Origin of the sequence: Citreimonas sp., assembly GCF_042096055.1 — a bacterium.
Classification (GTDB): domain Bacteria; phylum Pseudomonadota; class Alphaproteobacteria; order Rhodobacterales; family Rhodobacteraceae; genus Citreimonas.
The window spans coordinates 162,376-176,766 of record NZ_JBELMH010000001.1 but is presented as its reverse complement, the minus strand read 5'-3'; the positions used below and the strand labels follow the sequence as shown (position 1 = coordinate 176,766).

The 14,391-nt window shown below is 68.9% G+C and carries 13 protein-coding genes; 7 read left to right on the top strand and 6 right to left on the bottom strand.

The window, feature by feature from the left end; all coding sequences use genetic code 11:
* Positions 1 to 43: 43 nt before the first annotated feature.
* Positions 44 to 1,243: an L-lactate dehydrogenase gene (locus ACFDTC_RS00825; protein WP_375256957.1), complete on the top strand. Its 1,200-nt coding sequence runs from the start codon at positions 44 to 46 to the stop codon at positions 1,241 to 1,243.
* A gap of 442 nt (positions 1,244 to 1,685) precedes the next feature.
* Entirely contained in the window at positions 1,686 to 2,336 is a 651-nt protein-coding gene (locus ACFDTC_RS00820; protein WP_375256956.1) for a 50S ribosomal protein L25/general stress protein Ctc, read from the top strand.
* Between the two features lie 58 nt (positions 2,337 to 2,394).
* Here ACFDTC_RS00820 and ACFDTC_RS00815 read toward each other — a convergent pair whose 3' ends face one another.
* Together ACFDTC_RS00815 and ACFDTC_RS00810 are read right to left on the bottom strand one after the other, a co-directional pair.
* Positions 2,395 to 2,856 carry a pyridoxamine 5'-phosphate oxidase family protein gene (locus tag ACFDTC_RS00815; RefSeq protein ID WP_375256955.1) on the bottom strand — a complete coding sequence of 154 codons (462 nt, stop codon included), beginning with the start codon at positions 2,854 to 2,856 and terminating at the stop codon, positions 2,395 to 2,397.
* Entirely contained in the window at positions 2,856 to 3,167 is a 312-nt protein-coding gene (locus tag ACFDTC_RS00810) for an antibiotic biosynthesis monooxygenase family protein (protein WP_375256954.1), read from the bottom strand. Before ACFDTC_RS00810 ends, ACFDTC_RS00815 begins: the two co-directional genes overlap by 1 nt.
* A 73-nt stretch (positions 3,168 to 3,240) precedes the next feature.
* Here ACFDTC_RS00810 and pth point away from each other — a divergent pair, with 73 nt between their 5' ends.
* Genes pth through ACFDTC_RS00795 form a run of 3 tightly spaced genes read left to right on the top strand, consistent with a single transcriptional unit; the run spans position 3,241 to position 5,507 of the window.
* Positions 3,241 to 3,963 carry an aminoacyl-tRNA hydrolase gene (pth, locus tag ACFDTC_RS00805; RefSeq protein ID WP_375256953.1) on the top strand — a complete coding sequence of 241 codons (723 nt, stop codon included), beginning with the start codon at positions 3,241 to 3,243 and terminating at the stop codon, positions 3,961 to 3,963.
* On the top strand, positions 3,963 to 5,123 hold the full coding sequence (locus ACFDTC_RS00800) for a serine hydrolase domain-containing protein (RefSeq protein ID WP_375256952.1): 1,161 nt from the start codon (positions 3,963 to 3,965) through the stop codon (positions 5,121 to 5,123). Before pth ends, ACFDTC_RS00800 begins: the two co-directional genes overlap by 1 nt.
* A gap of 3 nt (positions 5,124 to 5,126) precedes the next feature.
* A complete protein-coding gene (locus tag ACFDTC_RS00795) occupies positions 5,127 to 5,507 on the top strand; it encodes a DUF2237 family protein (protein WP_375256951.1) in 381 nt (126 codons plus the stop codon).
* A gap of 294 nt (positions 5,508 to 5,801) precedes the next feature.
* Here ACFDTC_RS00795 and trpB read toward each other — a convergent pair whose 3' ends face one another.
* Positions 5,802 to 7,022, bottom strand: coding sequence for a tryptophan synthase subunit beta (gene trpB / locus ACFDTC_RS00790; protein ID WP_375256950.1), 1,221 nt, complete (start codon positions 7,020 to 7,022; stop codon positions 5,802 to 5,804).
* Positions 7,023 to 7,202: 180 nt separating this feature from the next.
* Between trpB and ACFDTC_RS00785 the strand changes: the two genes are divergently transcribed.
* Complete coding sequence (locus tag ACFDTC_RS00785; protein ID WP_375256949.1) at positions 7,203 to 7,718, top strand: winged helix DNA-binding protein; 516 nt, start codon at positions 7,203 to 7,205, stop codon at positions 7,716 to 7,718.
* On the opposite strand, the gene ACFDTC_RS00780 is transcribed toward ACFDTC_RS00785, so the two are convergent.
* The 3 genes from ACFDTC_RS00780 to ACFDTC_RS00770 form a co-directional block, all read right to left on the bottom strand.
* Complete coding sequence (locus ACFDTC_RS00780) at positions 7,715 to 9,013, bottom strand: TRAP transporter large permease (RefSeq protein ID WP_375256948.1); 1,299 nt, start codon at positions 9,011 to 9,013, stop codon at positions 7,715 to 7,717. The genes ACFDTC_RS00785 and ACFDTC_RS00780 overlap by 4 nt on opposite strands.
* A 3-nt stretch (positions 9,014 to 9,016) precedes the next feature.
* Entirely contained in the window at positions 9,017 to 9,544 is a 528-nt protein-coding gene (locus ACFDTC_RS00775) for a TRAP transporter small permease (RefSeq protein ID WP_375256947.1), read from the bottom strand.
* 94 nt (positions 9,545 to 9,638) lie between these two features.
* Complete coding sequence (locus tag ACFDTC_RS00770; protein WP_375256946.1) at positions 9,639 to 10,604, bottom strand: TRAP transporter substrate-binding protein; 966 nt, start codon at positions 10,602 to 10,604, stop codon at positions 9,639 to 9,641.
* A 156-nt stretch (positions 10,605 to 10,760) separates the two neighbouring features.
* Between ACFDTC_RS00770 and ACFDTC_RS00765 the strand changes: the two genes are divergently transcribed.
* On the top strand, positions 10,761 to 14,372 hold the full coding sequence (locus ACFDTC_RS00765; protein ID WP_375256945.1) for a hydantoinase B/oxoprolinase family protein: 3,612 nt from the start codon (positions 10,761 to 10,763) through the stop codon (positions 14,370 to 14,372).
* Positions 14,373 to 14,391: the final 19 nt, after the last annotated feature.

The window sequence follows — 14,391 nt, the reverse complement described above, 5'->3', positions numbered from 1 at the left end:
TAACGCTTCCGAACCAATCCGCCGCGCCCGCAGAAGGATCGCCATGCCCCTGCCCGATTTTCCCTGGCCCCGCTCCGCCCAGCCCGTGATCACCGAGATCGAGGACCTGCGCCGGCTCTACCGCCGCCGCGTGCCGAAGATGTTCTACGATTACTGCGAATCCGGCAGCTGGAGCGAGCAGACCTTCCGCGAGAACAGCTCGGACTTCGACAAGCTCTACTTCCGCCAGCGGGTGGCGATGAACATGGCCGGGCGGTCGACGCGGTCGCGGATGATCGGGCAGGACGTGGCGATGCCCGTGGCGCTGGCGCCGGTGGGGCTGACGGGGATGCAGCACTTCGACGGCGAGATCAAGGCGGCCCGCGCGGCCGAGGCCTTCGGCGTGCCGTTCTGCCTGTCGACCATGTCCATCTGCTCGATCGAGGACGTGGCCTCGCACACCTCGGCGCCGTTCTGGATGCAGGTCTACACGCTGAAGGACGACGCCTTCATGCAGAACCTGTTCGACCGCGCGAAAGAGGCGAAATGCTCGGCTGCCGTCATCACGGTCGACCTGCAGCTGCTGGGCCAGCGCCACCGCGACGTGAAGAACGGCCTGTCCGCTCCGCCGAAGCTGACGCCGAAGAGCGTGGCCAACATGATGACCAAGGCCCAGTGGGGCATGGGGATGCTGCAGACCAAGCGGCGCTTCTTCGGCAACATCGTTGGCCACGCCAGCGGCGTGACCGACCCGTCCTCGCTGTCGACCTGGACCGCCGAGGCGTTCGACCAGTCGCTGGACTGGGACCGCATTCGGCAATTCCGCAAGATGTGGGACGGCCCCCTGATCATCAAGGGCATCATGGACCCGCGCGATGCTTTGGAGGCGTGCAACGTGGGCGCCGACGCGATCATCGTGTCGAACCACGGCGGCCGGCAGCTCGACGGCGCGCTGTCGAGCATCCGCGCGCTCGAGCCGATCCTCGACGCGGTGGGCGACCGGATCGAGGTGCACATCGACAGCGGCATCCGCTCGGGGCAGGACGTGCTGAAGGCCATCGCGATGGGCGCCAAGGGCGCCTGGATCGGCCGCGCCTGGGTCTACGGCCTGGGCGCCATGGGCCAGCCCGGCGTGACCCGCGCGCTCGAGGTGATCCACAAGGAGCTCGACACCACGATGGGCCTGTGCGGCCGCACCGACATCGCCGACGTGGACCGCGACATCCTGCTGGTGCCGAAAGGGTTCTCGGGCGACTGGGCCTGACCGTTCCGGCGTGCGGCTTTTCGGCTGAGGCGAGGATCTGCGCCGCGCCTCCGGCGCGTCGCCGTGGTCTGCCGGGGCGCGCCGCGATTTTGCAGGCAACGCGCCAGCCCCTGCCGGGGTGGGTTGCGCCGCGCCTTCGGCGCGTCGCCCGGGGGGCGCGCGCCCTGCGGGCGCGCGCCCCGACCTGCCGCCACCGGCGTGCAAATCCTAACGATTCGTGAAAACGTCTCTGCAAGTCATTGATTTTCCTAGGGCGCATGCCTGTCTCATCGTGGGACATCGCGCCGGAGCGCCCGCAATGAGGCCCGGTCTATCGGCCCCGCCAGGCCCGCGACGCGACGCGCGGGAATCCCCCTTGCCAAGATGGCGCATCCGGCCTATGCGGGCGCTTCACGCGGGGTGACAGCCTTGGAGGCACCCTGCCCTTACATGGAGAAACATCATGGCGAACGAGATTCCGGATCTCATTGCCCTTGAACGGACGGGGACAGGCAAGGGCGCCGCTCGTCAGGCGCGGCGCGACGGGATGGTCCCGGGCATCGTGTTCGGTGGCGACAAGGATCCCCTGCCCATCAACCTGCCCTACAACGAGCTGGTCAAGAAGCTGAAGGCGGGCCGCTTCAAGGCGACGCTGTTCAACATGAAGGTGGACGGCCACGACGACGTGCGCGTGATCTGCCGCGAGGTCCAGCGCGACGTGGTCAAGGACCTGCCGACGCATGTGGACTTCATCCGCCTGCGCCGCACCACCAAGATCGCGCTGTTCATTCCCGTCGAGTTCGTCGGCGAGGAAAACGCTCCCGGCATCAAGCGCGGCGGCGTGCTGACCGTGATCCGCCCCGAGATCGAGCTGGTCGTGACCGCCGGCGAGATCCCCGAGAAAGTGACCGTGGACGTGTCCGCGCTCAAGATCGGCGACGTGCTGACGATCTCGGACGTGACGCTGCCCGAGGGCACGAAGCCCACGATCGACCGCGACTTCGTGATTTGCAACGTCTCGGCCCCGACCGGCCTGGCCGCGGCGGACGACGAGGACGAGGACGAAGAGCCCGATGCGGACGAGGTCCCCTCGACCGAGCAGACCGACGAGTAAGCCCCTCGGCTGACCCGGAACGCGACGCCCCGCCCCAACCGGCGGGGCGTCTTGCGTTTCAGGGCCAGGCCAGCGCGGGGCCCGTCCGGAAGAAGCTGACATTGTTGGTGAAGACGCTGTCGGGCACCAGCCGGATCAGCCGGCCGTCCGGGTCGTCGATGCGCGCGACGGTGTCGACGAACCACGGGTTCCACGCGGCCTCGTCCGGACCGAGATACTTCGACAGCAGGCGCCGGAAGCGGTCGGGCTGCATCGCGACGCAGGCCGCCTCTCCGCGCATGCCGACGTGCAGCAGCACGCCGCCCGCGTTGTCGAACTGCACGATCTCGACTGCCGCGCGCGGCTCGTGCTCCAGCCGCCGGGCCGAGCTTGCGCCCGTCGACGACGGCATCCACAGCGCGCCGTCCTCCCACAGGAACCAGACCGGCGCGTTGCACGGCGCGCCCTCGTCCGAGACCGTGGCCAGCATCGCCATCAGCGGCATCGCCAGCACCGGTTCGGGATCGAAGGCGCGCGCCACTACGACAGCACCTGCACCGCCTCGAAGGCCTCGAGCTCGGGCGCGCCCAGGTACATGTCGCCCGAGGATTTCGCCCCCGCATGCGCGGCCCGGAACGCCTCGGATTTCGTCCAGTCCCTGAACGCGGCCTCGTCGCGCCAGATCGTGTGCGAGGCATAAAGCACGTGATCGTCGCCGGCAGGCCCCTTGAGCAGCGCGAACTGCACGAAACCGGGCACCTCCTTGAGGTGGCTGTCGCGCGACTTCCACAGCGCCTCGAAGGCGTCGGTGCGGTCGGTCGCGACCTTGAATCGGTTCATGGTTAGATACATGGTGCCCCTCGTGTGACAGGACGCCACGTCGCCGCCCGGATCGGCGGCGCGCGGCGGGTTTTCGGAGGACAACGTGCAGATTTTCGCAGGTCTCGGCAATCCCGGCGCGCAATATGCGCGCAACCGGCACAACATCGGGTTCATGGCGCTGGACCGCATCGCCGGGGATCACGGCTTTGCCCCGTGGAAGACCAAATTCCAGGCCGAGATCGCCGAGGGGCGGCTGGGCGGCCAGCGCGTGCTGCTGCTGAAACCGATGACCTACATGAACCGCTCGGGCCAGTCGGTGGGCGAGGCAGTGCGCTTCTACAAGCTCGAGCCCGAGGATTTGACCGTCTTTCACGACGAACTGGACCTCGCCCCCGGCAAGCTGAAGGTCAAGTCGGGCGGCGGGCATGCCGGGCACAACGGCCTGCGCTCGATCCACGGGCATATCGGCGACAGCTACGCCCGCGTGCGGCTGGGCATCGGCCATCCGGGCCGCAAGGAGCAGGTCGCGAACTACGTGCTGCACGACTTCGCCAAGGCCGATGAGGAATGGCTGGACGACCTGCTGCGCGGCCTGTCCGACGGGGCGCCGGACCTTGCGGCCGGCGATGCGCCGCGTTTCCTGAACGCCGTGGCGCTGCGCGTCTCGCCGCCTCGGTCGGGCACCGGCGATCGCAGGCCGGACGCGAAGACCGAGACGAAGTCCGAGGCAAAGCCCGCGCCGGCGCCCGAACCCGCCAAGACGGAAAAAGCCCCCGAGCCCGACACCCGCACGGCCTTGCAGAAGCTCGCGGACCGGTTCCGCTGATGCGCCGCTGGGCGCTGCGGCTGGTCGGGGCGGCGCTGCTGATCGCGGTGGCCGTGGCGATCTGGCAGCGCGACGCGATCGCCCGGCTGCACGCTGTCACCACGCTCTTCGACGAGGGGCGCATCGTGCAGAACTTCTCGCACATGGACCGGCTGTTCGACACCGCGCCAATTCCCGTCACCCGCACGCCGAAACCGCTGGAGGAAGGGCCGGCCATGCCGCTGCCCGCGGGCTGGCAGGAATGGCTCGACCGCCGGGCGGTGACCGGCATCGTGGTGCTGCACGACGGCGCCGTCGTGTCCGAGGGGTACCGCATGGGCACCACGCGCGAGGATCAGCGGGTGTCGTGGTCGGTGGCCAAGTCCTACCTGTCGATGCTGGTGGGCGTGATGCTGAACCAGGGCGCGATCGCCAGCCTGGACGACCCGGTCGACAAGTACGCGCCCGCGCTGCGCGGCTCGGCCTACGAGGGCGTCAGCATCCGCCACGTGCTGCAGATGTCCTCGGGCGTGGCGTTCGACGAGGATTACTTCGACTTCTTCAGCGACATCAACCGCATGGGCCGCGTGCTGGCCCTGGGCGGCTCGATGGACCGGTTCGCCGCCGCGCGCGAGGACCGCACCGGCCCCGCGGGCGATGACTGGCAATACGTCTCGATCGACACGCACGTGCTGTCGATGGTCCTGCGCGGCGCCACCGGAGAGGACATTCCCACGCTGATGGGGCGCTACATCCTCGACCCGCTGGGCGCCTGGGGCGCGCCGCATTACGTCACCGACGGGCACGGCGTCGCCTTCGTGCTGGGCGGGCTGAACCTGACCACCCGCGACTACGCCCGGATGGGCGAGCTGGCGCGCCTGAACGGGCGCTTCGACGGGCGGCGCATCGTGCCCGCCGACTGGATGACCGAAAGCACCCGCGCCTCGGCGCCGACCGATCCGGGGGCGATGGGCTACGGCTACCAGTGGTGGATTCCCGCCGACGCCCGCGCGGGCGAGTTCCTGGCGCGTGGCGTCTACGGCCAGTTCGTCTATGTCGATCAGCAAAGCGGCGTGGTGGTCGCGGTCAACGGCGCCGACCGGCAGTTCCGTGCGCCGGGCGCGCTGGACGACGCGATCGGCATGTTCCGCACGATCGCCCGCACCTACGACAGGGAGTGAGCCATGATCCGCAAGGACCCCGAGATCAACGTGCTGGGCGAGGCGCTTTCGCCCTGCTCCGGTGCCGGCGGCCCCGTGACGGGCTTCTTCCGCGACGGCCATTGCAACACCTGCGCCGAGGATCAGGGCAGCCACACGGTCTGCGCGGTGATGACGGACGAGTTCCTGGCCTTCTCGAAATACCTCGGCAACGACCTGTCGACGCCGCGGCCGGAATTCCGCTTTCAGGGCCTGAAGGCCGGCGACCGGTGGTGCCTGTGCGCCGCGCGGTTCCTGCAGGCGCATGCCGAGGGCTGCGCGCCGCGCGTCTCGCTGGCAGGGACGCATCGCCGGGCGCTGGAGATCGTGCCGATGGACGTTCTCGAATCCTGCGCGGAAGACTGACCCGGCTTGCGGAAAGTTCCGCACACAGGGTTATCCACAGGCAGCGCGACTATTCGAACTGATCCGTGTTAACGAAATCGGCGCCAAGCGGCCACGACATGTGGTGTTTTGGCTTTGACCTGGCCCGACATCGGCGAATTTCTGCCCGCGACGAAGCGCGACGGGACGGAATCGTGAACGAAACCGCTTTGGCGGCGCCGTCAACTCCTGCACAGGCGAATTTCAGGATGACCTGCCGGCACCGGCGCGTCCCTGCCGCAAAAAGCGGCCGGGCGTGATGCCCGGCCCGCAGGGTCAGCTCATGTCGAAGCCCAGCGCCTTGGCCACCGTGTAGATGTCCTTGTCGCCGCGGCCGCACATGTTCATGCAGATGATGTGGTCATTGGGCAGCTCGGGCGCGATCTTCATCACGTGCGCCAGCGCGTGGCTGGGCTCGAGCGCTGGAATGATGCCTTCGGTCTCGCAGCACAGCTGGAACGCCTCGAGCGCCTCGGCGTCGGTGATCGACACGTACTTGGCGCGCCCGATCTCGTGCAGCCAGGCGTGTTCCGGGCCGATGCCGGGATAGTCGAGGCCGGCGGAGATCGAGAAGCCTTCGAGGATCTGACCGTCCTCGTCCTGCAGCAGGTAGGTGCGGTTGCCGTGCAGCACGCCCGGACGCCCGCCCGTCAGCGACGCGCAATGCTCCATCTTGTCGTTCACGCCCTTGCCGCCGGCCTCGACGCCGATGATGTTGACGTCCTTGTCGTCGAGGAACGGGTGGAACAGGCCCATCGCGTTCGACCCGCCGCCGATCGCGGCAATGATCGTGTCGGGCAGACGGCCCTCGGCCTCGTGCATCTGCTCGCGCGTCTCCTTGCCGATGATCGACTGGAAGTCGCGCACCATCGCCGGGTACGGGTGCGGGCCCGCCACCGTGCCGATGCAGTAGAACGTGTCGCGCACGTTGGTCACCCAGTCGCGCAGCGCGTCGTTCATGGCGTCCTTGAGCGTGCCGCGCCCCGAGGTGACGGGGATCACCTCGGCGCCCAGAAGGCGCATGCGGAAGACGTTGGGCTGCTGGCGCTCGACGTCGTGCGCGCCCATGTAGACCACGCATTTCAGGCCGAACTTGGCACAGACCGTCGCGGTGGCGACACCATGTTGGCCGGCGCCGGTCTCGGCGATGATGCGCGTCTTGCCCATGCGGCGCGCCAGGATGATCTGGCCCAGCACGTTGTTGATCTTGTGCGCGCCGGTGTGGTTCAGCTCGTCGCGCTTCATGTAGACCTTGGCGCCGCCCAGCCGCTCGGTCAGCCGCTCGGCGAAATACAGCGGCGAAGGCCGGCCGACATAGTGCTTCCAGAGAAAGTCCATCTCGTCCCAGAAGCTCTGGTCGGTCTTGGCGTGATCGTACTGGTCCTGCAATTCCAGGATCAGCGGCATCAGCGTCTCGGACACGAACCGCCCGCCGAAGATGCCGAAGCGGCCCTTCTCGTCGGGTCCGGTCATGAAGCTGTTGACCAATTCGTTCATCGCCGACTCCTCTCACCCGTCAAGCCCGGGGGATACGCCGAAACCCGCCCCCGATGCCAGTGCCGATTGCGCGACGGGACGCCACGCCGCATGCCGGCGGCGCCCCGCCCCTGCCCGGCCGCGCGGTACCTGCGCACGCGGATATCGACAGAACCCCGGCAATACGCTTACGATGTGCGCATGACCGACAACCCCAAACGCCGCATCGTCTCGTCCCGCCACCTCGCCGAGGGGGACGGCTGGGAGACGTCCGAACTGGAATTCGGGATGATCCTCGCCTTCAACGCGTTCTCGCGCTGGATGGTCAAGTGCATGGCCGCCGCCGGGCAGCGCGACATGAGCCCGCTGGATATCCTGGTGCTGCACAACGTGAACCACCGCGGGCGCGAGAAGCGGCTGGCCGACATCTGCTTCCTGCTGAACATCGAGGACACGCACACGGTGAACTACGCACTGCGCAAGTTGCTGAAGGCCGGGCTGCTGGTGTCGGAAAAGCGCGGCAAGGAGGTGTTCTACGCCACCTCGCCCGAAGGCGCGGCGCTGTGCGAGGCCTATCGCACGGTGCGGGCACAATGCCTGCTGGAACCGCTGGGCCGGATGGACCTGACCGGCGACGAGATGCGCGAGATCGCCGCCGCCCTGCGCGCCCTGTCCGGGCAGTACGACCAGGCCAGCCGTGCTGCGTCCTCTCTCTAGGACATCGCCTGCGGCAGCCAGGTCACCAGCGCCGGGAAGGCGGTGATCAGCGCCACCGCCAGCACGAGCAGCAGGAAGAACGGGAAAGCCGCCTTCGCGATGCGCAGGATGTCGATGCCGGTCAGCCCCTGGATCACGAACAGGTTGAAGCCCACGGGCGGGGTGATCTGGCTCATCTCGACGACCAGCACCAGGTAGATGCCGAACCAGATCGGGTCGATCCCCACCGCCGTCACCATCGGCATGATGATCGACGTGGTCAGCACCACGACCGAGATCCCGTCGAGGAACAGCCCCAGCACGATGAAGAACAGCGTCAGCGCCGCCAGCAGCACGTAGGGCGACAGCTCCATGCCGCCGATCCAGGCGGCCAGGTTGCGGGGGATGCCGGTAAAGCCCATCGCCACGGCGAGGTAGGCTGCACCGATCAGGATGAAGGCGATCATGCACGACGTCCGCGCCGCGGCCAGAAGCGCGTCCATGAAGTCGCGGCGCGAAAAGCTTCCCGAGGTCGCGGCCAGGATGATCGACAGCAGCACGCCCAGCGCGGCGGCGTCCGTGGGCGACGCGATGCCGGTGTAGATCGCGCCGATCACGCCCACGATCAGCAGCGCCACCGGGATCAGCCCGCGCGCGGCGCGCAGCTTGTCGCGCAGGCTCATCGCGATGTCGAAGGGCGGGATCAGGCCCGGCGTCATCGCCGCGCGCAGCATCACGTAGCCGCCGAACAGCGCCATCACCAGCACGCCGGGGATGAGCCCGGCGATGAACAGCCGGGCGATCGACTGCTCGGTCGCCACACCGTAGACGATCAGGATGATCGAGGGCGGGATCAGCAGCCCCAGCGTGGCCGAGCCCGCCAGCGTGCCGAGGATCAGGCTTTCCGGGTAGCCGCGGGATTTCAGCTCGGGGATCGACATCTTGCCGATCGTGGCGGCCGTGGCGGCCGAGGACCCGCTGACGGCGGCGAAGATCGCGCAGCCCAGCACGTTGACGTGCAGCAGCCGCCCGGGCACACCGCCCAGCCACGGCGCGAGCCCCGAGAACATGTCCGACGACAGGCGCGAGCGCAGAAGGATCTCGCCCATCAGGATAAACAGCGGCAGCGCGGCCAGCGACCAGCTGTGCGAATGGCCCCAGAAGGTGGTCGCCATCACCAGCCCCACCGGCGCGTTCGAGAAGAACGACAGCGCGACCGCCGCGACGCCGGTCAGCGCGAGCGCGATCCACAGCCCGGAAGCGAGGAAGGCCAGCAGCACGCCCAGCAGGACCAGGCCGGTGACGGGGTCGGACATGGCTCAGATCTCCTCGGAGGTGTCGTCGATGACGGCGCGGCCGCGCGCCCAGGTCTCGACCAGAGTGTCGATCACCGCGACCAGCAGCAGGCCCATGCCGATCCCCATGCCGGTCTGCGGGATCCACAGCGGAACGGGCACGATCCCGCCCGACACGTCGCCGAAATGCAGGCTCTCGCGGATCAGGGCGACGATGTACCAGCAGGCAAAGCCCAGAAGTGCGGCGGCCAGCGCCAGCACGGCCAGCTCGACCATCCAGCGGGCGCGATCCGGCAGCCGCGCGGTGACCAGCGACACGCGGATATGGCCCGCGCTGCGGAACGTGTAGGGCATGGCGAAGAAGGTGGCGCCGGCCAGCATGAACCCGGCGAAATCCGCGTAGGACGGGATCGTCGCCGGCAGCGGCAGGCCCAGCACGCGGGTCGAGATGTTCAGCAGGACCTGCGCGCTGACGAGGCAGGCGATCGCCAGGATGAACCCGGCCGCAAGCCAGCCCGCCGCGAGGTAGATCCGGTCGAGACTCCGGCGCATCGACGCCCCCCTGTTTCGGAACCGCATTGATCCGGCCGCACGTCACGACCGTCCCGCACCGCGCGGGACGGCCGGTCGTCCGGCCGGACGGCGCTCAGCCCTGGCCCTGGTAGTCTTCCAGCACCGAAAGCGCGGCGTCGGACGCATCCTCGCGCCAGCTTTCCAGCATCTGCGCACCGATCTCCTGCAGGCCGGTGGTCAGCGCATCCGACGGCTCGACGATGGTCATGCCGTTATCCGCCATCTCCTGCGTCTTGGCCTGCGCCTCTTCGCGCGACATCTCCCAGCCGCGGCTTTCGGCCTCGTCCGCGGCCTGCATCACCGCGTCCTGCACGTCCTGCGGCAGGCGGCGGAAGGCGCGTTCGTTCACCACGACGATGTTCTTCGGAACCCAGGCGTTGATCGGCGTGTAGTGCGACACGAAATCCCACGCCTTCGAGTTCGCACCGGTCGAGGGCGAGGTGATCATCGCCTCGATCTGGCCGGTGGTGAAGGCCTGCGGGATGTCGGGCGCCTCGACCTGCACCGGGGCGGCGCCGGCCAGCTGCGCGAATTCCTCGAGCGCCGCGTTGTAGGCGCGGAAGCGCAGGCCGGACAGGTCCTCGACCGTCTCGATCTCGCCGTTGGTGTAGAGGCCCTGCGCCGGCCACGCGACCGAGAACAGCGGCATCAGCCCCTGCTCGGCCAGCAGCTCGGTCACGACCGGCTCCTGCGCGTCCCAAAGCGCCTGGGCTTCCTCGTAGGAGGTGGCCAGGAACGGCTGGCTGTCGAGGCCGAAGGCGCCGTTCTCGTTCTCGAGCGTCGACAGGAAGAACTCGCCGATCGGCACTTGGCCGGAACGCACGGCGTTCTTGATCTCGGGGTGCGGGAACAGCGAGCCGGCGGAATGCACGGTGATCGCAAGCTGCCCGTCGGTGGCGGCCTCGACGTCGTCGGCGAACTGCATGATGTTCTGGGTGTGGAACGTGCTGTCGCCGTAGGGCGTGGGCATGTCCCAGGTCTGCGCGCCGGCGGCGCCCGCGATCAGGCCCAGCGCGGCGGCGTAGGTGAAGTGTTTCATCTGTCTCTCCTGTTGTCGGTGTCCGGTCTTGCGGCGGGGCCGGTCCGTGGCGACGGCCGGCCCTCGGGGTTCGTTGGGGTCGGGCTTGCGCCAACCACGTTGACAAATTGTCAGCGTTATATCATCAAAGCAACAGTTTTCTTTTCGGGGGCCGCCATGACCGACCAGACGCACGAAAAATGGGATTTCTGGATCGACCGGGGCGGCACGTTCACCGATATCGTGGCGCGCCGGCCCGACGGGCGGCTTTCGTCGCACAAGCTGCTGTCGGAAAACCCGGAGATGTATGCCGACGCCGCCGTGCAGGGCGTGCGCGAGATGCTGGGCCTCGGCGCCGACGATCCGATTCCCGCCGACACGATCGGCGCGGTGAAGATGGGCACGACGGTGGCCACCAACGCCCTGCTGGAGCGCAAGGGCGCGAAGACGGTGCTTCTGATCACGCGCGGCTTCGGCGACCTGTTGCGCATCGGGTACCAGAATCGCCCCCGGCTGTTTGACCTGCATATCCGCCTGCCGGAACTGCTCTACTCCAAGGTCATCGAGGTCGACGAACGCATCGCCGCCGACGGCACCGTGCTGACCGATCTCGACGAGGCCGAGACGCGCGACGCGCTGAAGGCCGCCCGCGCCGAAGGGTACGAGGCCTGCGCCATCGCCTTCATGCACGGCTACGCCAATCCCGATCACGAACTGCGCGCCGGGCGTCTGGCCGAAGACGCCGGCTTTCCGCAGATCACGCTCAGCCATGACGCGAGCCCCCTGATCAAGCTGGTCGCGCGCGGTGACACCGCCGTGGCCGACGCCTACCTGACGCCGATCCTGCGCCGCTACGTGAACCAGGTGAAGGACGCGCTGGGCGCGCAGCAGGGCAAGGTCGACCGGCTGATGTTCATGCAGTCGAACGGGGGGCTGACCGACGCGGACCTGTTCCACGGCCGCGACGCGATCCTGTCCGGTCCCGCGGGCGGCGTCGTCGGCATGACCGCGACCGCCACCGCGGACGGCTTCGACCGGCTGATCGGCTTCGACATGGGCGGGACCTCGACCGACGTGTGCCACTACGCCGGCAGCTTCGAGCGCAGCTTCGAGACCGAGGTCGCGGGCGTGCGGATGCGCGCGCCGATGATGCATATCCATACCGTGGCGGCGGGCGGCGGCTCGATCCTGTCGTTCCGCGACGGGCGGCTTCAGGCCGGCCCGGATTCCGCCGGCGCCGATCCCGGCCCCGCCTGCTACCGGCGCGGCGGGCCGCTGACGGTCACCGACTGCAACGTGGTGCTGGGCAAGCTGCAGCCCGACGCCTTCCCTGCCGTCTTCGGCCCGAACGGCGACCAGACGCTGGACGTCGATATCCCGCGCCGCCTGTTTCAGGAGATGGCGCAAGAGATCGCCCAGGCGACCGGAGAAGCGCCCCGCCCGGTTGAGGACCTGGCCCGCGGCTTCCTGCGCATCGCGGTCGAGAACATGGCCAACGCGATCAAGGAGATCAGCGTCGCGCGCGGGCATGACGTCACGCGCTACACGCTCAACTGCTTCGGCGGCGCGGGCGGGCAGCACGCCTGCGCCGTGGCGGACGCGCTCGGCATGACGGCAATCTACCTGCACCCCTTCGCCGGCGTGCTGTCGGCGCTGGGCATGGGCCTGGCCGACGTGGTCGCGCTGCAGGAGCGGCAGCTGAACTGCCCGGTCGAGGACGAGACCGCGCTGACCGACGCCGCCGAGGCGCTGGCGCGCGACGCCGTTGCCGAAGTGACCGCACAGGACATCCCGCGCGACGCGATCGACGTCGTGACCCGTGTCTTCCTGCGCGCCGGCACCTCGCAGACCACCCTGCCCGTCGATCTGGCCGACCCGGAAACGATGCGCGAGGCGTTCCTGACAGCCCACCAGGCGCGCTTCGGCTTCCGCCCCGAGGGCGCCGCGATCGTCGCCGACATGATGACGGTCGAGGCGATCGGGCGCACCGGCGCCGATGCCCGGCTGGACGAGACCGGCGACGGCGCATCGGCCACCGGCACCGCGCGGATGTGGGCCGGCGAAGACGCGGCCGAGGTGCCTGTGCATGCCCGCGCCCGCATCGCCGAAGGGGCGCGCATCGACGGCCCCGCCATCGTGACCGAGGCCACCGGCACCACCATCGTCGAGGCAGGCTGGCAGGCCGAGTGCCGCAAGGGCGGCGCGCTGGTGCTGACCCGCGTCGTGCCGCTGCGGCGCGAACACGCGGTCGGCACCGAGGTCGATCCGGTCATGCTCGAGGTGTTCAACAACCTCTTCATGTCGATCGCCGAACAGATGGGCGCGACGCTGGCCAACACCGCCGAGTCGGTGAACATCCGCGAGCGGCTGGACTTCTCCTGCGCGCTGTTCGACGCCGACGGAGACCTGGTGGCCAACGCGCCGCACGTTCCGGTGCACCTCGGCTCGATGTCCGCCAGCGTGAAGCAGATCCTGCGCGACAACGAAGGCTCCATCCGCCCCGGCGACGTCTTCATGATGAACGATCCCTATAACGGCGGCACCCATTTGCCCGACGTCACGGTCATCACCCCGGTCTTCGCGGCCGACGGCAAGACGATCGATTTCCTCGTCGCGTCGCGCGGCCACCACGCGGATATTGGCGGGCGCACGCCCGGCTCGGCCCCGCCCGACAGCCGCCATATCGACGAGGAAGGCGTGCTGATCCGCAACTTCAAGCTGGTCGAGGCCGGCCGCCTGCGCGAGGCCGAGACGCGCAAGCTGCTGGGCTCGGGCCCCTACCCCTGCCGCAATATCGACCAGAACATGTCGGACCTGTCGGCGCAGATCGCCGCCAACGCCACCGGCGCGGCCGAGCTGGGCAAGGCCGTCGACCAGTTCGGCCGCGACGTGGTGCAGGCCTACATGCGCCACGTGCAGGCCAATGCCGAGGAATCGGTGCGCCGCGTGCTCGACGTGCTCGAGGATTGCGCCTTCGACTACACGCTCGACTCCGGCGCGAAGATCGCGGTGAAGATCACCGTCGACCGGGATTCGCGCGACGCTGTGATCGACTTCACCGGCACGTCCGACCAGGACGCGCTGAACTACAACGCCCCGTTGGCTGTCTGCCGGGCGGTGGTGCTGTATGTCTTCCGCACGTTGATCCCGAACCCGATCCCGATGAACGAGGGCTGCCTCAAGCCGCTGAAGATCGTCGCGCCCGAGGGCAGCTTCATCAACCCGCGCCATCCGGCGGCGGTGATCTCGGGCAACACCGAGGTCAGCCAGGCCATCGCCGAGACACTATACGGCGCGCTCGGCGTGCTGGCCGGCAGTCAGGGGACGATGAACAACTTCGTTTACGGCAACGCGACCTACCAGAACTACGAGACGATCTGCGGCGGCACCGGCGCGGGCGACGGGTTCGACGGCACCTCAGCGGTGCACAGTCACATGACCAACACGCGGATGACCGACCCCGAGGTGCTCGAGACGCGCTTTCCGGTGCGGGTGCGCGAATTCGCGATCCGGCGCGGCTCGGGCGGCGCGGGACGCTGGAGCGGCGGCTGCGGGATCACCCGCGCGCTGGAATTCCTCGACCCGGCGACGGTCACGGTGCTGTCGTCGCACCGCAAGACCGCGCCCTTCGGCGCGGCGGGCGGCGGCGACGGGCTGCCGGGCGTGAACCTGGTGCGCCGTGCCGACGGGACCGAGGAACGCTTGCGCGGCAACGACCAGACCGAGATGGCGGCCGGCGACGTCTTCGTGATGCACACGCCCGGCGGCGGCGGGTACGGCGCCGCCTAGGCCGCCCGGCGGGGCCGCG